General features: G+C 35.0%; 22 protein-coding genes, 1 pseudogene and 1 riboswitch. All 23 genes and pseudogenes read left to right on the forward strand.

Going from position 1 to position 22652, the window contains the following annotated elements; translation table 11 throughout:
• Positions 1 to 261 precede the first annotated feature (261 nt).
• The 23 genes and pseudogenes from nhaC (at position 262) to D7D81_RS11810 (ending at position 22602) form a co-directional block, all read left to right on the forward strand.
• Positions 262 to 1652 (forward strand): annotated as a pseudogene (nhaC, locus tag D7D81_RS11700) (Na+/H+ antiporter NhaC).
• Between the two features lie 259 nt (positions 1653 to 1911).
• Positions 1912 to 2946 (forward strand): asparaginase, encoded by a 1035-nt coding sequence (locus D7D81_RS11705; RefSeq protein WP_125990190.1) that lies wholly within the window; start codon positions 1912 to 1914, stop codon positions 2944 to 2946.
• 162 nt (positions 2947 to 3108) lie between these two features.
• On the forward strand, positions 3109 to 3360 hold the full coding sequence (gene remA / locus D7D81_RS11710) for an extracellular matrix/biofilm regulator RemA (RefSeq protein ID WP_125990192.1): 252 nt from the start codon (positions 3109 to 3111) through the stop codon (positions 3358 to 3360).
• A 21-nt stretch (positions 3361 to 3381) separates the two neighbouring features.
• Positions 3382 to 3951 carry a guanylate kinase gene (gene gmk / locus D7D81_RS11715; RefSeq protein ID WP_125990194.1) on the forward strand — a complete coding sequence of 190 codons (570 nt, stop codon included), beginning with the start codon at positions 3382 to 3384 and terminating at the stop codon, positions 3949 to 3951.
• A gap of 14 nt (positions 3952 to 3965) precedes the next feature.
• Positions 3966 to 4181, forward strand: coding sequence for a DNA-directed RNA polymerase subunit omega (gene rpoZ, locus D7D81_RS11720; RefSeq protein ID WP_125990196.1), 216 nt, complete (start codon positions 3966 to 3968; stop codon positions 4179 to 4181).
• Between the two features lie 15 nt (positions 4182 to 4196).
• Positions 4197 to 5375, forward strand: a complete 1179-nt coding sequence (gene coaBC, locus D7D81_RS11725) for a bifunctional phosphopantothenoylcysteine decarboxylase/phosphopantothenate--cysteine ligase CoaBC (protein WP_125990198.1) — start codon at positions 4197 to 4199, stop codon at positions 5373 to 5375.
• Between the two features lie 238 nt (positions 5376 to 5613).
• Complete coding sequence (gene lgt, locus D7D81_RS11730; RefSeq protein WP_125990200.1) at positions 5614 to 6390, forward strand: prolipoprotein diacylglyceryl transferase; 777 nt, start codon at positions 5614 to 5616, stop codon at positions 6388 to 6390.
• Between the two features lie 126 nt (positions 6391 to 6516).
• Positions 6517 to 7698: a methionine adenosyltransferase gene (metK, locus tag D7D81_RS11735; protein ID WP_286169627.1), complete on the forward strand. Its 1182-nt coding sequence runs from the start codon at positions 6517 to 6519 to the stop codon at positions 7696 to 7698.
• 61 nt (positions 7699 to 7759) lie between these two features.
• The gene (locus D7D81_RS11740; protein WP_125990203.1) at positions 7760 to 8818 is read left to right on the forward strand and encodes a lysylphosphatidylglycerol synthase transmembrane domain-containing protein; all 1059 of its coding nucleotides are present in this window, start codon (positions 7760 to 7762) and stop codon (positions 8816 to 8818) included.
• On the forward strand, positions 8811 to 11048 hold the full coding sequence (gene priA, locus D7D81_RS11745) for a primosomal protein N' (RefSeq protein ID WP_125990205.1): 2238 nt from the start codon (positions 8811 to 8813) through the stop codon (positions 11046 to 11048). The genes D7D81_RS11740 and priA overlap by 8 nt, the downstream gene beginning before the upstream one ends.
• A 22-nt stretch (positions 11049 to 11070) precedes the next feature.
• A complete protein-coding gene (gene def, locus D7D81_RS11750; protein ID WP_230869727.1) occupies positions 11071 to 11529 on the forward strand; it encodes a peptide deformylase in 459 nt (152 codons plus the stop codon).
• A gap of 1 nt (position 11530) precedes the next feature.
• Positions 11531 to 12481 carry a methionyl-tRNA formyltransferase gene (fmt, locus tag D7D81_RS11755; protein WP_353622077.1) on the forward strand — a complete coding sequence of 317 codons (951 nt, stop codon included), beginning with the start codon at positions 11531 to 11533 and terminating at the stop codon, positions 12479 to 12481.
• A gap of 41 nt (positions 12482 to 12522) precedes the next feature.
• On the forward strand, positions 12523 to 13218 hold the full coding sequence (locus D7D81_RS11760; RefSeq protein WP_125990209.1) for a zinc metallopeptidase: 696 nt from the start codon (positions 12523 to 12525) through the stop codon (positions 13216 to 13218).
• A 17-nt stretch (positions 13219 to 13235) separates the two neighbouring features.
• On the forward strand, positions 13236 to 14576 hold the full coding sequence (rsmB, locus tag D7D81_RS11765; RefSeq protein WP_125990211.1) for a 16S rRNA (cytosine(967)-C(5))-methyltransferase RsmB: 1341 nt from the start codon (positions 13236 to 13238) through the stop codon (positions 14574 to 14576).
• Positions 14577 to 14588: 12 nt separating this feature from the next.
• Entirely contained in the window at positions 14589 to 15635 is a 1047-nt protein-coding gene (gene rlmN / locus D7D81_RS11770) for a dual-specificity RNA methyltransferase RlmN (RefSeq protein ID WP_125990213.1), read from the forward strand.
• A gap of 12 nt (positions 15636 to 15647) precedes the next feature.
• Positions 15648 to 16355 carry a Stp1/IreP family PP2C-type Ser/Thr phosphatase gene (locus tag D7D81_RS11775; protein ID WP_125990215.1) on the forward strand — a complete coding sequence of 236 codons (708 nt, stop codon included), beginning with the start codon at positions 15648 to 15650 and terminating at the stop codon, positions 16353 to 16355.
• Positions 16356 to 16369: 14 nt separating this feature from the next.
• Positions 16370 to 18292 carry a Stk1 family PASTA domain-containing Ser/Thr kinase gene (gene pknB / locus D7D81_RS11780; RefSeq protein WP_125990217.1) on the forward strand — a complete coding sequence of 641 codons (1923 nt, stop codon included), beginning with the start codon at positions 16370 to 16372 and terminating at the stop codon, positions 18290 to 18292.
• 12 nt (positions 18293 to 18304) lie between these two features.
• Positions 18305 to 19138 carry a ribosome small subunit-dependent GTPase A gene (rsgA, locus tag D7D81_RS11785; RefSeq protein WP_125990218.1) on the forward strand — a complete coding sequence of 278 codons (834 nt, stop codon included), beginning with the start codon at positions 18305 to 18307 and terminating at the stop codon, positions 19136 to 19138.
• A 12-nt stretch (positions 19139 to 19150) separates the two neighbouring features.
• Positions 19151 to 19798: a ribulose-phosphate 3-epimerase gene (gene rpe / locus D7D81_RS11790; RefSeq protein WP_125990220.1), complete on the forward strand. Its 648-nt coding sequence runs from the start codon at positions 19151 to 19153 to the stop codon at positions 19796 to 19798.
• Between the two features lie 38 nt (positions 19799 to 19836).
• Positions 19837 to 19940, forward strand: a riboswitch (TPP riboswitch).
• Positions 19941 to 19979: 39 nt separating this feature from the next.
• The gene (gene thiT, locus D7D81_RS11795; protein WP_125990222.1) at positions 19980 to 20510 is read left to right on the forward strand and encodes an energy-coupled thiamine transporter ThiT; all 531 of its coding nucleotides are present in this window, start codon (positions 19980 to 19982) and stop codon (positions 20508 to 20510) included.
• 34 nt (positions 20511 to 20544) lie between these two features.
• Positions 20545 to 21195: a thiamine diphosphokinase gene (locus D7D81_RS11800; RefSeq protein ID WP_125990224.1), complete on the forward strand. Its 651-nt coding sequence runs from the start codon at positions 20545 to 20547 to the stop codon at positions 21193 to 21195.
• Between the two features lie 70 nt (positions 21196 to 21265).
• Positions 21266 to 21463, forward strand: coding sequence for a hypothetical protein (locus D7D81_RS11805; protein WP_125990226.1), 198 nt, complete (start codon positions 21266 to 21268; stop codon positions 21461 to 21463).
• Between the two features lie 353 nt (positions 21464 to 21816).
• Positions 21817 to 22602 (forward strand): M48 family metallopeptidase, encoded by a 786-nt coding sequence (locus D7D81_RS11810; protein WP_125990228.1) that lies wholly within the window; start codon positions 21817 to 21819, stop codon positions 22600 to 22602.
• Positions 22603 to 22652: the final 50 nt, after the last annotated feature.

A 22652-nucleotide genomic window follows, 5' to 3' on the forward strand; every position in this document is an offset into this window, starting at 1 on the left:
TAATGAAGTTTTATAAGAATATAAGTAGCCAAAAGGCGTCTTTATAATTTCATCAAAAGATAAATTAATGAAAGATAAATTACATTTGATAAATTATGGTTCTAGACGCTTTTTGGTTTTTTTATTTGACATTAACATTTGATTATTGTAATATAGCAGCTAGCCTGTTATAAATAATACTTATATAGAGAGAAAGGGGGAAAGGACTGGTAACATACGAATAATTAATATTACTAAAATAAGGAAGGAATGTTGTAAACGATGAAAAAAACTAATGAATTACCTTCAATGTTGCAAGTCTTTATGGTGTTAGTTGGGTTTTTGGCATTAGCATTTATTTTCACAAGTCTGGGTATAGAAATACATTTAGCAATATTTGCTGGATGGTTTTTAGCGATAGCAGTAGGGTTAAAATTAGGTTTTTCCTATAAGGAAATGGAAAAAGCTATTATTGACGGCATATATAATGGGATGGATGCCATAATTATTCTTCTGGCAGTAGGTGCTTTAGTGGGGACCTGGATTTCAGGAGGAATTGTACCTAGTATAATTTATTATGGATTAAAGGTAATTCATCCTAATATCTTTTTGCTAGCCACCTTAATTATTTGTAGTCTTACTTCTCTATCTACGGGTACTTCCTGGGGAACAGCAGGAACAGCAGGTATTGCTATGATGGGGATAGGAGCTGGATTAGGTATACCTGCTCCTATGACAGCAGGGGCAGTATTATCGGGTGCTTATTTTGGGGATAAACTTTCTCCATTATCTGATAGTACTATTTTAGCTTCTTCAATGTCTGATGTTGATGTCATAGATCATGTAAAAGGAATGTTTCCGGCTTCTATAGTAGGATATATTATGGCAGCTTTAGGTTTTACAATTGCAGGGTTTACTGTTGGTGGTGGATCTGCAGATTTAAGTCGGGTTAATGAAGTTATAAATGCAATTGAAGGAATGTTTAATATCAGTTTGATTTCTTTACTACCAATGGTAATTGTCATTGCTTTACTGGCTATGAAAAAACCATCAATTCCTGTGATAAGTTTTGGAGCTGTTTTAGGTATTATTTGGGGAGTGTTTTTTCAGGGATTAAATTTTGTTGATGCAATAGGAACAGCCTGGGCTCAAATTCCTAAAGATACAGGACTTGAATTTATTGATAATATTTTAAGTCGTGGAGGTATGAATTCCATGCTCTGGTCTGTTGGAATAATACTTTTTGGATTAGGTTTTGGCGCCTTCTGGATAAGACTGGAATTTTAAAGGCTATTGCCAGTAGAATAGAAAAGGGAATTAATTCTGGCGGTTCATTAACGGTTACGACAATAATTGTGGGCTTTCTTGGGAATCTATTTGGGAGTGCAATGTATGTTTCATTAATTTTGACCCCAAAAATAATGCAAGAAAAGTATGATGAACTTGGCTATGATAGAAGAGTTCTATCGAGAAATACTGAGTTTGGAGGCACACTTACTTCAGGTATGGTTCCATGGAGTGATAATGGGATTTACATGGCTGGAATTTTAGGTGTAGCTACTCTTGATTATTTACCATATATGTGGTTATCTTTTGCTTGTATTGCGGTAAGTATTTTTTATGGATTTACAGGTGCCTTTATGTATAGAACTAATAATGGGGTAACTGAATAACTTAATTTAGATACAGATTAAAATACTATAATTAGTATCCCCCAAATTTTATAAATAAAAAAGTGGGGGATATTAATTAAATTAATAATAATCTTTAAAAGTCTGTGTTCAAAAAGGGTATAAATAGGGGATATATACTGATACTTTTCGAGACTTTAAAATGTACTTAATTATAGTTATTTATTAAATATAAGTAAAATTTTTTATGATGGGAATATTACCAGTATATTAATCAATATTTAAGTGAAGGGGATAGAGTATGAAAAAAATACATTTTATAACAACTGGTGGAACTATTGCTTCTTCTGAAGGGGAAAAAGGGTTGGAACCTACTTTTAATGATGAAGAATTGTTATCTTATATACCTGAAATAAGCGAACTGTGTGATATAAGCGGAGAACCAATCATGAATATTGATAGTACTAATATGAGACCTGAAGGAGTTAAAAAGATTGCCCAAACAATTTACCATAATTACGAAAAATATGATGGTTTTATAGTAACTCATGGAACTGATACAATGGGATATACTTCGGCATTATTAACATATATGTTATCCAATATTAAAAAACCAGTCATTGTTACTGGTTCACAGGTGGCAATAGGACAGCCTTATACAGATGCTAAAAAAAACATTTCTGATGCAGTTAGGTTTGCCCTTGAACAGGTTCCAGGTATATTTGTTGCTTTTGATGGTCGAATAATTAATGGTACAAGGGCTGTGAAAATAAGAAGTAAGAGTATGAATGCCTTTGAAAGTATTAATATGCCTTATGTTGCGTATATTAAATTGGGAAAGATTACTTATGATAGAGATAGTAAAGAACATCGTAATAAATATGAGATAATGAATATTGATCCTAGTAAACCTTTTAGGTTAGAAACTGAATTATGTACAGATGTTTTTCTATTAAGATTATATCCTGGTATTGATCCGACTATTTTTGATTTTATAAAGGAAAATTATAAAGGAGTAATTATTGAAAGCTATGGTGTTGGTGGTATCCCAAATTTGGATGGTTATAATATTATTGAAAAAGTAAAAGAACTGATAGGTGCAGGTCTTGCTGTAGTAATAACAACACAATGTATGGAAGAAGGGATTAATTTAGATGTTTATGAAGTAGGACGAGATTTGGCAGAAGCTAATAATATAATTACTGTGGCAGATATGAATACTGAAACCATAATTGCTAAATTAATGTGGGCCTTAGGAAATTTTAGCGACCTTAATGATGTGAAATGCTTTATGGAAACAGCGATGTTTGGAGATATGAATATTGAAGAAGAATAAAAAAAAATGACTGTCAGTTTTAAAGAGCTGACAGTTTTTTGATTAATTTTATAATATAAATTAATGTTTTAAGGTAGTAGTAGAAAAGGGCAGATAACTTCTTGTCAAAACTACTCTGGTGTGATATTATTAATGAAAGTTAACTATTTTAGGGGGATATAGATGAGTGTAAACTTAATTAATATTGGATTTGGAAATATTGTAGCTGGAAATAGAGTAATTGCTATAGTAAGTCCTGAATCTGCTCCAATCAAAAGAATTATTCAGGAAGCAAGAGAAAGAGGAATGTTGATTGACGCGACCTATGGCCGTAGAACCAGGGCAGTAATAATTACAGATAGTGATCATGTTGTACTCTCTGCTATACAACCTGAAACCGTCTCACATAGGTTAAGTGATCATGAGCAGGGGTAAGTGGACAGGGAGGCATTTCCAATGAGACAGGGGCATCTTTTTGTTGTTTCAGGTCCTTCAGGTGCAGGTAAAGGAACAGTATTAAAAAGATTAATAAATGAATATGATAATCTTGAGTATTCTATCTCTGCTACTACCCGTCATTCCAGGAAAGGTGAAGTAGATGGCGAAGATTACTTCTTTTTAACAGAAAATGATTTCTTTAAATTAGTTGATGATGATAGGTTTATTGAATGGGCCAAAGTACATAATAATTATTATGGTACCCCCAAAGATTATGTTCTGGAGATGATAGAAAAGGGTAAAGACATAATCCTTGAAATAGATATTCAGGGTGCTAAACAGGTGTGTGAATCTTATCCAGAAGCAATTTTTGTCTTTCTAGCCCCACCTTCTTTAGAGGAATTAGCTAGAAGATTAGATCAACGGGGTTCAGAGAATAGGCATACTAAAGAGGTTAGACTTAATAATGCCAGGGAAGAAATGAAAGAAAGAGAAAATTATGATTATGAAATTATTAATGATAAAATAGATCAGGCTGTACTTAAACTCAAATCGATTATTATTGCTGAAAACTGTAAAATAAAATAAGGGGATGATAAAAAATGATAATATACCCATCTCTAGATGATTTAATGAAAAAAGTTGATAGCCCTTACTCACTTGTAATTCTGGCCGCCAGGCGTGCAAGGCAGTTGAACCTGGGTGGGGCTGGACTACTGGAAGAATATAGGTCAAAGAAAGCTGTTTCCCGGAGTCTAGAAGAAATTGATCAAGAAAAAATAAAATATAGGACAAAATATAAAAAAGACATAAAATAAGGGGGAGATTGGGCTTTGAAAAAGGAAATACTCCTTGGAATTACTGGTGGTATAGCTGCTTATAAGGTGGTTGAAGTGGCAAGCAGGCTGACCAAAATGGGTTATTCCGTAAATACAGTTATGACTGAGGGAGGGACGAAGTTTGTTGCTCCTCTTACTTTTCAAAGTATTACCCATAACCCTGTACATACTGATTTATTTTCACCACCAGAGCACTTTAATGTTAAACATATATCTCTAGCAGATAGGGCTGATTTATGTCTGATAGCCCCTGCAACAGCAAATTTTATTGGCAAATTGGCTGGTGGAATTGCTGATAATCTTTTATCTACCATAATTATGGCTACTAAGGCCCCTATTTTAATAGCACCATCCATGAATGTTAATATGTATCATAATTCAATTTTCCAGGATAATATATCTTATTTAAAGAAAAAGGGATATGAAGTAATTGACCCAGATAAAGGATATCTTGCCTGTGGTTATCAGGGTGAAGGAAGATTACCTGAACCAGAATTATTAGTAGATTTAATTACAGGGCGGTTAAGTGAGAAAGATTTTGCAGGCAAAAAGATACTGGTGACAGCAGGACCTACCAGGGAATACCTGGATCCAATCCGTTTTCTTAGTAATAAATCATCAGGAAAGATGGGTTATGCCCTGGCCCGTACAGCAGCCAGGCGAGGGGCGGAAGTAACCCTGCTTTCCGGGCCAGTAAATTTAACTCCTCCCTATGGTGTAGAGACAATTTTCATCGAAAGTGCTAGTCAATTAGCTGAAGAGGTTAAGCTGCATTCACAAAATTATGATATAGTAATTATGGCAGCAGCAGTTGCAGATTTTAGACCTGCAGATTACCAGAAAGAGAAGATAAAAAAAGGAAAACAGTTTGATAATTTTAAATTAAATATGATGCGGAACTCTGATATATTAGAAGGTATCGGTAGACATAAAAAAAAGCGACAAATACTGGTTGGTTTTGCTGCTGAAAGTGAAGACCTGCTCAATAATGCCCGTGATAAAATGGAAAAAAAGAATCTTGATATGATTGTAGCTAATGATATTGCAGGGTTTACCAGTGACCAAAATAGTGTTACAATTATTACTAATAAATATGCTAAGGATATACCATTGATGAAAAAAACAGAGATTGCCGGTATAATTTTTGATAGGATTAGTGAATTACTAAAGTAGAGGGCAGGGGGGATTACCCTGTCCTTATAAAATGTTTTAAATATACAAGTAGCACTTAAATATTACACTTTTCTGTTTCAGCCAATTATATAAATTTCGCTTGTCGTTCGTTACGGCGTCCTGCCTACGTGAAAAATATAGAGTCACTTCATTAATATAATTGGCTTACACAAAGCATTAGTGTGAATAAATTAAATGAAACTTATATAGTAATTAAAAGTGATTTTTATTAGAAAGGATGGTTATTATTATTGATCCTGTTGCTTTTTATATTGGCTCACTTGGAATACGCTGGTATGGGGTCATAATTGCAGCTGCTACCCTGATTGCTATGTTTTTAATAAATAGAGAAGCTGCTCAACAGGGGATAGCTAGTGATTTTTTCCTTGATTATTTTTTGATTACTATACCAGCAGCAATAATAGCTGCCAGATTGTATTATGTTGTTTTTAATTTTAAGATATATAAAGGTAATATAAGGCGTATTTTTGCCTTTCGTGAAGGTGGAATTGCTATACATGGTGCAGTACTGGCTGGACTGCTAGTTTTAATAATTCTAAGCAGAAAAAGAGGGGTGTCTTTCTGGCAGGCAGCCGATATTATAGCCCCTGCCCTTGTTCTGGGGCAATCGTTCGGCCGCTGGGGGAATTTTATCAACAGAGAGGCATATGGTGGAATTGTAAGTAAGGAATTTATAAGTATTTTCCCTGATTTTATTGAAAGGCAGATGCATATAAATGGTTACTATCACCACCCGGCTTTTTTATATGAATCCAGCTGGGATTTGCTTGTATTTATCTTTTTAATATCTATTAGAAGGAAAGAATTTATTAAAAAAGGTGATTTATTCCTGTTATATCTGATTACTTATTCTCTAGGGCGTTTTTTTATCGAAGGAATCAGAACCGATAGTCTGATGTTAGGTCCCTGGCGTATTGCTCAGTTAGTCAGTATATTTGCCATTGTTTTAGGGGGATTATTAATTTATATACGACATAAGAAACTAATTAGATAATATTGTTTTTCTTATGACTTAAAAAATAACGGAATTAGATGGTTTGACAGTATTATTTTATTATGCTAAACTAAAAATATTGTTTAAATTTCCAAAATAAAGTTTAATCCAAGGTGGTGTATAATCTTGACAGAGAGATATTTTTTTACCTCTGAATCAGTAACTGAGGGTCACCCAGATAAAGTGGCAGATCAGATATCTGATGCAGTGTTAGATGCTATTATAAGTAAGGACCCTATGGCCAGGGTTGCCTGCGAGTCATTTGTCACTACAGGTTTAATCCTTGTTTCTGGTGAGGTTTCAACTGATTGTTATGTAGATATTACTGAGATTGCCAGGAAGACTGTTAAGGAGATTGGTTATGATAGGGCTAAATTTGGGTTTGATGGTGATACATGTGCTGTTTTAACGGCTATTGATGAGCAGTCTCCTGATATTGCCCTGGGTGTTAATAAAGCAATAGAGTCTAAGATGGGAGAAGAAGAAAATCAATTGGGTGCTGGAGATCAGGGGTTAATGTTTGGTTATGCCTGTAATGAAACAGATGAACTAATGCCCCTTTCTATAACCCTGGCCCATAAACTTGCCAGAAGACTGGCTTTTGTTCGTAAAGATAAAATAATACCGTACTTAAGACCAGATGGCAAAACACAGGTTACAGTCGAATATATTGATGGGGCCCCGGTTAGAATAGATAAAGTAGTTGTTTCTTCCCAGCATCATCCAGAGGTAGATAATAAGGAAATAAGTAATGATATTATTAAACATATCATCAAAGAGGTTATTCCAGAAAAATTTATGGATGATAAGACTGAATTATTAATTAATCCTACAGGTAGATTTGTTATTGGAGGTCCTCATGGTGATACTGGCCTGACCGGTAGAAAGATCATTGTTGACACATATGGTGGTGCTGCTAGACATGGTGGTGGGGCTTTTTCTGGAAAAGACCCGACCAAGGTTGATCGTTCTGCTGCATATGCAGCCCGTTATGTTGCCAAAAATATAGTTGCAGCAGGATTAGCCGCTAGGTGTGAAGTTCAGCTTGCTTATGCTATTGGTGTTGCCCGACCTGTTTCTATTATGGTTGATACATTTGGAACAGGTAGGATAGATAATAATAAACTAGTTAGTCTGGTAAAGAAGGTGTTTGATCTTAGACCAGAAAAAATTATAGAGGTTTTAAACCTTCGCCAACCAATCTATAAACAGGTCGCTAGCTATGGTCATTTTGGAAGGGCAGACCTTGATTTGCCCTGGGAGAGAATAGATAAGGCGGCTGTTTTAAAGAAAGAGGCTGGTTTATGATATAGGCTTTTAATACCGGAGGTTATCCTTCGGTGTTTTTCTTAGAATAAGAGGTGATAGAATGGGAGATAGGTCAGAAAGTAAGGTTATTAATTTAAGTGCAGCATTTAAGGGACTGCGGTATGCGCTGATAATAAGTTTACTTATCTCAACAATACTTATATTATATACCATAGAGATTGATCACCTTAGAGAAGCCATTTCCAGTATAAGCTTTAAAATGATTATTCTGTTGATGGTTTTATTATTGACAAACTGGTTGGCTGCTGGAGTCAGGTTAAAGGTAATGGTTTTAACAGTTGGAGGTAATATTAGTCTTTTGGAAGGTATAATTATTTATCTGGGAGGCTCTTTCATTTCCAATGTTACTCCCTCTGCAACTGGTGGTGGTCCATATCAGATCTATATATTACATAAAAAGGGACTGACTGTTGGTCAGGGTACAATGGTTATTGTAATTAATTTTATTCTTAGAATTTCATTTTTCAGTATTGCAAGTTCTATGTTTCTATTATTTTTTAACAAATATATATCACCAGGGGTTATTCCATCTTATATTTTTTATATTGCCTTGGGTGTTGGTATGTTAATAACTATTTCAATCCTGGTACTAAGTCTTGTTCCAGGGGTAATAAATTATATTCTGGACTTTTTATTTAAAATCCAAAAAATAAGGACACTTGTTAAAAAGAGTTATCGGATAAAAAAATTGTTGGCCAGGGCTAAAAGAGAATTAAAGGAATTTCACCTTTCCCTTGAATTGTTATGGAAGAACAAAATCAGGCTATTTTTAGTCTGTTTATATACTATTCTTTATTGGAGCTCATTATTTATGATTCTTCCGATTTTGTTGATTGGTCTTGGTTTAGAACCTTATTTTTTAAGGTCTTTTATTATGCAGACTATTTTCAACTTAGTAATACCGTATATGCCTACACCAGGAGCCAGTGGTATTGCTGAGATTGGTTTTGCTTCCTTATTTGTTTCTTTTATTCCTAAAGGACTAATTGGTTTGGTAACACTGGTCTGGAGATTTATTATCTATTATTTAGTATTAATCCTAGGTGGTTTTTTTGCCTTGCGGGAATTAGGCTGGCAGAGGGGAAAAAGGAATGACTGATTATGTGAAAATAATTGTTGATATACCCTTATCACATCTGGATAATAGTTATGATTATCGGGTGCCAGAGAAATATAAGGATATAATTAAAATAGGGCATGCAGTCAAGGTAAGGTTCGGCAACAGGATGGTAGTTGGTTTTGTAATAGGCTTTAGTAATACTACTGACCTGGATAAAGATAGAGTTAGGGATATAAGTTCTATTATAACAAAAGAAGAGTTATTTAATGAGGAAATGCTGGAATTATTTAAATGGATGGCTTCATATTATAAATGCCTTCTGGTTAAAGTAATAAAATCAGCTATTCCCACTGGTGTAATAACAGGAAAAGTCAAAAAGAAAAGGGTCCGATTTCTTAGCTTAAATCAAAATCAGGAAGAGACTGATAGAATAATAAATGAACTGAGGAAAAAAGCCCCTAAACAGAAAGAGATTCTGGAGTTTTTATTAGCTAATGATGAGTATCTAAGTACAAGTCAACTGGCAGAGCGGGTTAGTACTTCAGCAGGGACTGTGAGCAGGTTGATAAAAAAGGGTTATTTAAAATATGAGGAGAAGATCAGTAGAAGAAGACCGTATTTTAAGAAAAGCAGTCCTGGCAGCAGCAAACCGGAATTAACCAAAGAACAGCAAGAAGTAATTGACAAGATATTAGTTAATATAAAAGGAAATAAAACAGATAGCTATTTATTACATGGTGTTACTGGTAGTGGCAAAACTGAGGTATATCTGCGTATAATAGAAGAAGGTCTCAGTAGGGGTAAGGGTGCTATAGTACTTGTCCCTGAGATTTCTCTTACTCCAATGATGGTCAGGAGATTTTATCAGCGTTTTGGTGATAAAATAGCTGTTCTTCACAGTAATTTATCACTTGGGGAACGTTATGATGAATGGAGAAGGCTGTATTATGGAGAGGCTTTAATAGCCATTGGGGCAAGATCGGCGGTTTTTGCTCCAGTAAAAAACTGTGGTCTGATTATAATTGATGAGGAACATGAGACATCATATAAACAGGGTGAAAACCCTTATTACCATGCACGTGAAGTAGCCTTAAAAAGGGTAAAATTAAGTGGGGGGGTAGTGATTCTTGGTTCTGCTACTCCTTCATTAGAGAGTTATTATTATGCTCAAGAGGGTAAATTTAAATATCTGGCTTTGACTGAGAGAATCAATACAGAAGAAATGCCACCTGTTAGTATTATTGATATGAGGGAAGAACTAAGAAACGGTAATACCTCTATCTTTAGTACCAGTCTAAAAAAGGCAATCAATAATTCACTATTAAAAAAAGAACAGGTCTTAATTTTTTTAAATAGAAGGGGATATGCAAATTTTATACTTTGCCGGGAATGTGGGCATGTTATAAAATGTAAAAACTGTGATATATCACTTACCTATCATGAATCTGAAAATAGTCTGCGCTGTCATTATTGTGATTTTACTAGTATTGTTCCCCGAAACTGCCCTGCCTGTGGTAGTGTGTTTATCAAAAAATTTGGTATTGGTACTGAAAGAATCGAAGAGGAGTTGAAAAAGGAATTTACCGGTGCTGTTATTGAGAGAATGGATGTTGATACAACTACCAGAAAGGGGTCACACTATGAAATATTAGAGCGGATCGAAAAAGGGGAGACCGATATACTGGTAGGCACCCAAATGATTGCTAAGGGACATGATTATCCTAATATATCTGTAGTAGGTGTTATTACAGCAGACAATATTCTTAATTTACCGGACTTCCGTTCGGGAGAGAGGACCTTTCAATTGCTGACTCAGGTTGCTGGAAGGACTGGACGCGGTAGTAAAAATGGTGAAGTTATTATACAAACTTATACTCCAGAACACTATAGTATTATCGCAGCCAGTAAACATGATTATTTACAATTCTATAATCAAGAGATAAATTCAAGGAAGAAACTCTTTTATCCCCCCTTTTCACAACTGGTAAATATCATTATTCAGGGTTATCAAGAACAAGGAGTAGTTAAAGCCGCTGAGCAACTTAATGTCTTTCTAAAAGATTATCAGCAATATATCAAAGAAATATTAGGGCCTTCACCTGCCCCTATAAATAAGCTGCGTAATCGTTACAGATGGCAGATTATTTTAAAAATACAGGGATGGGCAAAGAGGAATTTTATCCTGGCAGAAACAAGGAGTAAATTTCTACCTGAACAGGATAAGGAGATTGGTTTTATTATTGATGTTGATCCTATTAAAATGTTATAATAAAATTCTGGAGGTGAATTATATGGCTATTTTACCGATTAGAAAAGTTGGTGATCCGGTTTTAAGAAGTAAGGCCAGAAAGGTCAAGGAAGTTACAGAAAAAACAAGGGAACTAATAGAAAATATGGCTGAGACTATGTATGATGCCCCTGGTTCAGGTTTGGCTGCACCACAGGTTGGTATCTTACAGCAGATTATTACTATTGATGCAGATGATGGCAGAGGCTTAATAGCATTGATTAACCCAGAAATTCTTACTGTTTCAGATGAAAAGATAATTATGGAAGAGGCTTGTCTGAGTGTCCCGGGTGAAAAAGGGGATGTTATTCGGCCTAGACGTGTTACAGTAAAGGGTTTGAATAAAGATAATGAAGAAATTGTAATTGAAGCTGATAAATATTTGGCCAGGGTTTTACAGCACGAGATAGATCATCTAAATGGTATATTATTTATTGATAAGTTAGGAAACAGTCTGAGGTGATATGATGAAGGTAATTTTTATGGGGACACCTGATTTTGCTGTATATAGTCTTGAAAAACTGGCAGGGGATCAGGAAATAGAAATTAAAGGGGTTGTTACACAACCTGATCGAAAAAAGGGTAGAGGGATGAAATTACAATCCTCTCCAGTAAAAAAAACAGCTTTGAAGCTGGGTTTAAATCTTTTGCAGACAGATAATGTTAATAGTCCTAATTTTATAGCAGAACTCAAAGAATTAGAATCTGATATAATTGTTGTGGTTGCCTTTGGACAAAAATTAAGTAGTGAATTCCTTGCTATACCAAGCTGTGGATGTGTTAATTTACACGCCTCATTATTACCACAGTATAGAGGCTCCAGTCCGATAAATAAAGTGATTATAGATGGTAATACTATTACTGGTGTTAGCACAATGTATATGGATGAGGGCTGGGATACTGGTGATATAATATATAAAAAAGAAGTACCAATAGAGAAGGCTGATACTGCCGGCACCTTACATGATAAACTGGCAGTGGCTGGTGCTGATCTTCTGCTGAAAACTATTCTTGATATTGCGAAAGGAACAGCTCCCAGGGAAAAACAGGATGATAGTCTGGCCTCTTTTGCTTATAAGTTAGTTAAGAGTGATGGTGAGATAGACTGGAGTAAAGAGGCCAAATCTGTTTATAACCATGTAAGGGGAATGAATCCCTGGCCTGGGGCTTTTACTCATTATCAGGGGGAATTAATTAAAATCTGGCAGGTCAGTATTGTTGAAGATAATAAATATATTAATAATGATAAATCAGTAGGGGAAATACTGGTTGCTGATGAGCAAAATGGTTTACTTGTTATGACAGGAAAGGGACTAATTAGTCTAGAAAAAATTCAGCTAGCAGGCAAACAGAGGATGCTGGCAGAGGAATTTTTACGCGGCTATGATTTATTGCCGGGGAGTAAGTTTAAATAATGGTTTTCTTATTTTAAGTATCTTAAGAAGGGGGGTAAGAAATGTATTTTCCACTTTTTTATGATCCAACAATTATTATAATAATACCTGCCTTTTTGTTGGCCATTTATGCTCAGTATAAGGTTAAGGGGACATTTAACAAATACAATAAAATTTACTCTAACTCTGGTTTAACAGGGGCAGAGGCTGCTCGCAAATTGCTGTCTAAACAGGGAATTACTGATGTGGCAGTACAACAAATTGAAGGTAGGCTTACTGATCATTATGACCCTCAAAAAAAAGTTTTAAATCTATCAAGAGAAGTATATGGTAATAATTCTCTGGCTGCTATTGGCGTGGCTGCTCATGAGGCTGGGCATGCTATTCAGGATGCTAGAGATTATAGACCACTTAAAATTAGGGCCAGTTTAGTTCCAGCTGCTAATATTGGCTCAAGTATGGGGTTGCCATTAGCCCTTTTTGGTTTTTTTATTAGGGCAGATTTTATGATTATGCTTGGTTTAGTATTATTCCTGGGTGCTTTTTTATTTCATTTAGTGACCTTGCCAGTTGAATTTAATGCCAGCAATAGAGCTATTAACTTACTAAGTAAAAATAAGTACCTAACAGGAAAAGAACTACAGGGTGCTAAAAAGGTTTTACGCAGTGCAGCCTTTACCTATGTAGCTGCAACACTGGTAGCTCTGGCTAATTTATTAAGAATCTTAATGCTATTTGGTATGGGCCGGGATGATTAAAGGAGAATATATAGTTAATGACTATCCGAAGAGATGCACTTACTATACTTGAAGAAATAAAAGATGGTGCTTATTCAAATATTGTACTTTCCAGAAGACTGCCCCGGATCCCTGATAAAAGGGACAGAGCTTTACTGACAGAAATTGTTTATGGGGTATTACGATATAAAAATAGACTGGATTACTATATTATTAAATTATCAAATAGACCTCTAAAAAAAATAGACAGTGCTGTTTTAACTGCCCTTAGGATGGGTATATATCAGCTGCTTTTTCTTGAACGGATACCTGATCGGGCGGCTGTTTATGAGACAGTTAATGCCTTAAAAGGTCTGACACATCAAGGTGGTATAAGATTTGCTAATGCTTTATTACGGGGGTTTATTAGAAAAAAAAAGCAGGTATTATTTCCTGATAAGGAAAATGACCCTATATCATACCTGGTTCATTATCATTCACACCCCCGCTGGCTTGTTGAATTATGGCTTAAACAATATGGTTTTACCCGCACATTAAAACTGTGCAGCTTAAATAACCAGCCTCCAGGTCTATATATCAGGATGAATACTTTGAAAATACATTCCAGAGAATTTATACAGACCTTTGTAACTGACCAAATTGGGTTAACAGCAGAACCGGTCAATGGTTCATACCAGTTGAAGGGTTTTAATTCTATTACTGAACTGCCTTTATTTAATGACGGAGGATTTATTATTCAGGGTCCTGCTGCTACTCTGGCCGGATTATTACTGGGGGTTAGACCAGGTATGCGTGTTCTGGATATGGCTGCTGCCCCTGGTGGTAAAACCACTCACCTGGCTGAGTTAATGGATAATCAGGGTAGTATCATTGCCCTGGATATCTATCAACATAAACTAAAATTGATTGAAGAAAATTGTCAGCGTATGGGTGTAAAAATTGTCAAAACTGTTAAGAATGATGGTAGGGAATATAGGGATAATAAAAAGTTTGATATGATTTTGGTTGATGCACCGTGTTCTGGCCTGGGATTGATTCGTCAGAAACCGGAGATAAAATGGAATAAAAGTCAACAGAATATTAAAGAGATTATTAAAATACAGAGGGAATTACTGCTCAATGCCGTACAGTTAGTTAAAAAGAATGGTTTGATATTATATACTACATGTACCCTTAATAGTAGCGAAAACCAGGATATAATAAATGACATACTTTCTGCCCACCAAGGAAAACTGGAATTAATTGATTTAAGTAAAGATTTGGCAGAACTGGGACTGGCCAAAACATATCCGGTTGATAGTAATGGCTTTCTGGAAATGTTTCCACCAGAAAGTAAAACAGAGGGTTTTTTTATGGCCAAACTTAAAAAGGTAAAATAGAAGGGATTTTTAATGAATAAGCAGGATTTAAAGTCTTTAAAAAGAAATGAATTAAGTAAATGGTTTGCTAAAAATGGTTTTCCAGCTTTTCGAGCAGAACAGGTCTTTAACTGGTTGTATAAGAATGGTATTGACTATTTTGAAGATATGTCTAATTTACCTGCTGATTTGATTGACTATTTAAAGGAGAAAGCATATTTTGAAAGGCTTATTAAGGTTGATACTATTGAGGCTGAAGATGGTACTATCAAGTATTTATGGGGTTTATCTGATGCAGAGCAGATAGAGAGTGTATATCTGCCTTTTGCTGATGGGAGAAATAGTATCTGTATTTCCAGCCAGCTAGGTTGCCAGATGGGATGTAGTTTTTGTGCAACCGGTAAAAGTGGGTTTATCAGAAATCTTACTACAGGTGAGATTGTTGACCAGGCATTTCAGATGCAGAAAGATATAAGTAAAGTTGCTTATGGAGAACCTAGAATCTCCAATATAGTTTTTATGGGTATGGGGGAACCATTAGAAAACTTAGAGGCGGTCATGAAGGCTGTTAATATATTTAATGATGAAAAGGGTTTTAATATTGGTATGAGAAAAATTACTATTTCAAGCTCGGGTATTGTTCCTGCTATCAGAAAATTAGCAGACCTTGAAGCACAGTTAGTACTGGCTATTTCATTAAATGCCCCGGTAAATAGCCTGCGTAACAGACTTATGCCGATTAATAAGAAATACCCTTTAGATGAACTATTATCAGCAGTACGTTATTATATTAATAAAACTAATCGTAGGGTTAGTTTTGAATATGTTTTAATAAATGGGATTAATGATACAATAGAAATGGCAGAAAAAACGGCTGATTTACTAAAAGGCTATTTGTGTCATGTAAATCTAATTCCTTTAAACCCGGTTGTTGGTTTTGGTTTTCAGGGACCTGGCAGGGAAAATATGATTGATTTTAAAGGAATTTTAGAAGAGAGAGGAATTGAGTGTACTATTAGACAGGAAAGAGGTTCCGAGATACAGGCTGCCTGTGGACAGTTGCGTCACCTTAATAAATAAGGGGTGGATAAGATGCAATACAAGATTTATACAAATATAGGTAAGGTTCGGGATGATAATGAAGATAGCTATTTGGTTAAAATGGAACCATACCCTTTGATAGCAGTTGCTGACGGCATGGGGGGGCATAGTGCTGGGGAGGTGGCCAGTAAACTGGCGGTTGATTTTATAAATGAATATAATTTTGTTTTTCAAAATAACCTTTTAAAGGAAATAGAAGATAGTATTAATGCCGCAAACATGAATATTCACAAGCTTGGAAATCAAAAGCAGGAGTATCGTGATATGGGTACAACTCTTTCAATGGGTATAATCTACCAAAATTCTTTATATATTGGACATGTAGGAGATAGTAGAATATATCTTTTCAGGGATAATACTGGCAAACAACTAACCACTGATCATTCCCTGGTAAATCAACTACTTAAAAATAATCAAATAACATGTAAAGAGGCCTTTAATCATCCACAACGACATATAATTACCCAGGCATTGGGTACTTCTAGTAACTTAAAGGTTGAGACCAAAAAGGTTTCCTTACAGAATAATGATATCCTGTTATTCTGTACTGACGGTTTAAGTGATATGGTTAAATTTAATATTATTGAAGAGTTGTATCAGAGTCATTCTAATCTAAAAGAGTTAAGTAATAATTTGGGAGAAAAGGCCCTGGAAAATGGTGGTAATGATAATATTACATTTATTCTCTTCCGGGTATAATATGGGGTGTAAGCATGCTGGAAAAAGTATTAAATAAACGTTATAAAATAATAAAGGAACTGGGTAAGGGTGGTATGGCTATTGTCTATGAAGCCCAGGATGATCTCCTTGACCGCAAAGTGGCCCTCAAGATGTTACGTCCTGAATATATAAATGATAAGGATTTTGTAAAGAGATTCAGGCATGAAGCCAAGGCAGTTGCCCGTTTGTCACACCCAAATGTAGTTAATATTTTTGATATTGGACAGGATGGAAAATATCATTACCTGGTGATGGAGGATGTTGATGGTTATAACTTAAAGGATATTATTAAGGAAAAAGGTAGACTGGATACCTTTGAGGCTTTGGATATAGCCCGGCAGATATGTGCTGCCTTAATAGTCGCCCATAACAATAATATTATTCATTGTGATATTAAGCCTCATAATATTTTATTAACCCCTGATAAACAGGTAAAAGTAACTGATTTTGGTATTGCCAGGGCAGCAACATCATCCACCTTGACAATAACTGATACTGTTGTAGGGAGTGCCCATTATTTTTCTCCTGAGCAGGCCAGAGGTGGAGAAATAAAGAGTTATTCAGACCTATATTCACTGGGCATAGTAATCTATGAAATGTTGACAGGTCAAGTTCCTTTTAAGGGTGATAGCCCGATTTCTGTAGCTTTAAAACATATCCAGGAAAAACCTAAACGACCTGGTCTGATTAACCCTGATATACCTGAAGAAGTTGAAAAATTAGTAATGAGGGCTATTGCTAAAGAACCTTCAGTTAGATTTCAGAATGCTGATGAGATGAAAAAGAGTATTAATAAGGTCATTGCTAAGCTAAAAGATAATATTAAACCAGCTAATTTTGTTGCTTCAGATAATGACGAGACCAAGGTTTTAAAAAGAGTAAAGGTAGATAGTAGAGATAAGGGGATAAAAACGGGTAGTGATGAGAGGGAATATCTAAGTCAGCAAAAAGAAAGAGGAAAAATAGCCTGGGTTAAATGGATCGTGGCATTAGTTATCTTTCTAGCAATTACAGGGATAACTATGTTTATCTTTTATCAACGCTATATGGATGTTCCAGTTGTTGAGGTTCCAGATATTATTGGTATGAACCTTCAGGAAGCAGCTAAAGAGGCAGCCCAGGTAGGGCTGCAGATAGAGGAGCAAAATGAAGGGGTTAACCACCCGGAAATTCCAAAGGGGGATATTATTTCTCAGTACCCGACAGGTGGTGAAAGAGTCCGTCAGACCAGGGTTATTATGGTTACTGTTAGTAAAGGACCTGCCAGATTAAAAGCACCTGATTTTCTGGGGTTAACCTTAAGAGAGGCCCGGGTTATATTGGATAATAATAACCTTATCATGGGGAAGGAAGAGTATATCTATTCCAGTGAGATTACAGAGGGGGAGATAGTTAACCAAGATCCTGAACCTGGTGAAGAGATTGGGGTAGAAGAAGAAATTGACTTCATTATCAGTAAAGGTCCAGAACCAAACCGGGTAATAATGCCAGAGCTTCTGGGGTTAAGTAGGGAAAAAGCAGTTGAAAGAATTGAAGCATATAATCTTACTCTTGGTGAAATAAATGAGGAATATAGTAAGAGATTTAAGGAAGGCCAGGTTGCCAAGCAGCAGTATAGTTCTGGCAATGAAATTGCCGAAGGAAGTAAAATTAATATTACAATTAGTAAGGGGCTGCTCAACGAAGATAATGCTGATGTTCACTCAGGGGTATTTAAGATTCAGTCAGTCCCTGCTGGCCCGAGGAATCAAGAGATAAAAATAATTATCTATGATAACAATGGAAGTGATCTTATGTATAATAAAAAACATCAACCAGGGGATTATATTGCTTTAAACTTTAATAGTGTTGGTCCAACAATATTTGAGGTATATACTAATGATCAATTGTGGCAAGAGTACAAGCTGGGATATTAAAGGGAGGAAGCAATGAAAGGTATAGTGACTAAGGCTGTTGGGGGATTTTTCTTTCCAGCAGACTGTAATCAGAAGATATATCAAACTAAGGTTCGTGGAAAAATAAAAGATAAGATCTATCCAGGTGATCTAGTGGAGTTTACTGATGGGGTTATAGAAAGGCTTTATCAACGAAAAAATCTTCTTTTTAGACCTAGTATTGCCAATGTTGATCAAGTACTTATTATGTTAGCCATGGATCAACCAGCTTTTGATAGGAGGTTATTAGACCGTTTTTTGCTAATGGTTGAAGATATGAGGCTGAAGCCCCTTATTATCATTAATAAAATGGAGCTAAGTATGAATAAATCCCCAGTAGAGGGTTTTGAAGATTATTTTCAGGCAGGTTATAAAATATATTTTATAAGTGTAAAAGAAAAAAAAGGTCTTGATATCTTAGGTAAAACACTAGATGAACATGTTAATGTTTTAACAGGACCTTCAGGGGTAGGTAAATCATCTTTAATTAATGAAATGACTGATGCAAAACTGGCTGTTGCTGAACTTAGTCCTAAATTAAAACGTGGTGTTCATACTACTAGACATGTTGAATTGCTACCTGTTAATAAAGGTGGCTGGTTAGCGGACACACCTGGTTTTACTTCATTATCTATTAAGCATATAAAACATCAGGAATTAAGGTATTTTTTCCCCGAGTTTAGTGATTATCTGGATAAATGTCAGTTCAGGGGATGTAGTCATACACATGAACCAGGATGTGCTGTTAAAGATGCAGTTAGTAATGGTTTGCTTTCCAGAGATAGGTATAAGTCATATCAATTATTTTATGAAGAAATAAATAAGTAGGGAGTGTATGCGATGTCATTATTTTCACCGTCAATTCTGGCAGCAGATTTTAGTAATTTACGGGAAGAAATTAAAAAAGTTGAAAAAGCTGATTTCCTCCACTTAGATGTAATGGATGGTAGATTTGTTCCTAATATAAGTTTTGGGCCAGGTCTTATTAAAGCATTGAGACCTTATTCATCATTGAAATTTGATACTCATTTAATGATTGTTGAGCCTGAAAAATATATAACTACCTTTGCAGAAGTAGGTAGTGATCTCATTACTGTCCATGCTGAGGTAGTTACTCATTTAGACCGGGTGATTTCACAGATAAAAGATAAAGGCTGTAAGGCAGGTGTAGCATTAAATCCGTCAACCCCCTTAAATGTACTGGAATATGTTCTTGATAAAATTGATTATATTTTATTAATGACTGTAAACCCTGGATATGGCGGCCAAAGCTTTATCCCACTAATGTTTCAAAAGATAGTAAAATTAAAAGAACTTATTCAGGAAAGTAATCTGGATATAAAAATAGAAATTGATGGTGGGGTTAATTTAGACAACATTAATGAATTGTCTAATGCTGGGGTAGATATATTTGTGGCTGGTTCGGCAATATTTAAAACAGATAATCCAGCTGATACCTTAGCTAAAATGCGTGAAAAGACTAAATAAAGGGTGTTTATTGCAGGATTTTTAACTTTTTTGATGAATATACTTAAATGGGGAGCCTAACTGGAGGGCTGAGAGGATACTCATATCGACCCACTGACCTGATCCTGGTAATGCAGGCGAAGGGAAAAATCTTTACTGCTCCTCTGGTTTTGCTTACTAAAATAACAGGAGGAGATTTTTTATGCCAAATAAAAGGGTAAGAATGATGACAGAGATGGGGCTTGCTGTTGCCCTTAGTGTTGTCTTGAATTTTTTTCGATTATGGAAAATGCCTCAAGGCGGTTCAGTAAGTCTGGAAATGATGCCTATTCTAATTATTGCCCTGCGCTGGGGTGGTTTTCCCGGTATGTTAACTGGTTTCATCTATGGCTTAGCCCAGCTTATGTTTGATGCCTATATTGTTCACCCTGTACAATTACTGCTTGATTATCCGGTAGCTTATATGTTACTTGGTCTAGCTGGTTTTATTGTAATTAAAAATAGGAGTCAGCGGTTATTTTACTGTACAGCCTTTGCAGGTGTTTTAATTGGTGGTTTAGGACGGTTTTTATCACATCTTTTATCAGGGGTAATATTTTTCGGCCACTATGCACCTGAAGGGCAGAATGTCTGGTTATATTCTACGATATATAATGGGAGCTTTATATTACCGTCTTTGATTGTATCTTTTATTATTATTATTCCATTATATAAGGCACTGGATATGAATTAGTTATATTTTGTTCTTATAATAAAGGGAGATAAAAATGCGTGATTCTGCAGTTATAGTATTAAATGGGAAATTAATAGCTGGTAGTAATGAGTATAAAAAGTTAATAGATTTTGAGGACAGGATTGTAATTGGGGTGGATGGTGGTAGTTTATTATTGGAAGAGATAGGTTTTCTACCTGAGCTTATTATTGGAGATTTAGATTCTCTAACAAAGTATAAAATTAAGGAATATAAGCTAAAAGGAATAAAAATCATAGAATATCCCCGGGAAAAAGATGAGACAGATGGGGAACTGGCAGTTGATTACTGTTTGTCCAATCACATAAATGATCTTATTATTACTGCTTCTTTGGGGGGAAGATTTGATCAGCAGTTAGCCAATGTCTTTTTGCTTGAATATGCTTCCAAACAGGGTATCAATGCTATTATAAAAGAACCAGGAATTGAAATAGGCATTGTTAAAGGGAAAAAGAAATTTAATGATAAAAAAGGTATGGGATTATCATTACTACCTTTAAGTAGACAGGTAACTGATGTAGATATTTCAGGGTGTAAATATAAGCTGGATAAGGCCAGGTTAATTAGATATAAGACACGGGGTATTAGTAATCTAATAGAGAGTGAATCTGCCAGTGTAAGGATTAAAAATGGGGTATTGGTCTATATCTTGCGTAATAATACATAGAGAATATTGTTATATCCTGACCCTTTGTTTAATAGTATTAAATGAGGATTTAAACAGGGGGGGAAATAAGTTGAATATAAAATTAGGTGATTTTGTTGTCAGAAAGGAAGAAAAGAATGACCTTTTATTCCAGGTTACAGGTTTTGATGGTGATTTTGCCTTATTAAAAGGGGTAAGGATTCCTATTATAACGGTTTGTTCACTTAATAAATTGATTAAATTAAATAGAAAAAGAGAAGGTCTTAAAGCACTTAGGCGTGTAAAATAAAGGGTAGTTAATCATTAACTACCCTTTATTTATAATTTCTTAAATTATGCAGGATTTTTATTTGATATTTAGAATTTATAATATATAATTAAATATGTAACTTTGAAATTGTGGATAACTTTAAAGGCCGACAAATATATTTGCTTTCCTTGTCGTGCGCTACGGCGTCCTGCCTACTCTTACTGTCGAGAAATTGTCTTTTGGTGTCCTACCTCCAGACAATTTCTAGAGTCGTTCAGCAAATATATTTGTCTGGTTTATGATTGTTTATTGTTTTGATTATGAAAAAGTTTTAGGCTATAGATGAAGCCAGTTTATTATTACATACTCAATGAAACAGGAGGGGGCGTTTTGTGAAGATATCATTTAAAAGATATTTTTGGTTTTTATCTATCTTTATAGTGTTATTGTTATTAAGCTCCGTAACATTTGCAGTATCTGATTATGAGGAATATGTAGCTAAACTTAATCTTGATGATTTATATGATGAATATGGCGATAACATTTATAAACTTGATGGTAATGATTATTTTGTTAAGATATTAGATAATTTAACAAACAGGCTTGACACAAAACTTCATTTTGAAATACATTATGTGGATTCAGATGTGGTAAATGCTTATTACATAGGTGATGGGAAGGTTGTTTTATTCAGGGGATTATTAGATAGACTGGCTAATAGTGATCAGCGTGCAGCGGTTATAGCACATGAGATGGGGCATGGAGTTAATGACCATATTGATGGTCAATTAAAGAGTGTCATTGGGCTTGGTATTGGCAGCTGGTTACTGGACCAGATTGTTGGTAAGGATTCTTCAGATAAAACTTATAATTTATTAAAAAAATTTGGGCTGACATTGATTAATAAGGGTTATTCCAGGGAAAACGAAGAAGAAGCAGATTTGTTTTCTGTAAAATTGTTAGATAAATCAGGTTATAATCCCAGTGGTGCTGTACAAGTAATGCAGATTTTGGATAGACTTAATGGTAGTTATAATAGTGAATTACTGGAATTATTACAAACTCATCCTAACCCTCAGACCCGTATAGAATATATGACAAAAGAAATAAAAAAGACTACTGGTAAAAAACCTGAATACCTTAGTGGTGAGTACCTAGATATTTATTTTGATGATTAGCTCTAATATAATTTTTTAACCCTGATTCTATTTATCAGGGTTATGTTGAT

The organism is Halocella sp. SP3-1 (genome assembly GCF_003953885.1).
GTDB lineage: Bacteria > Bacillota > Halanaerobiia > Halanaerobiales > DTU029 > Iocasia > Iocasia fonsfrigidae.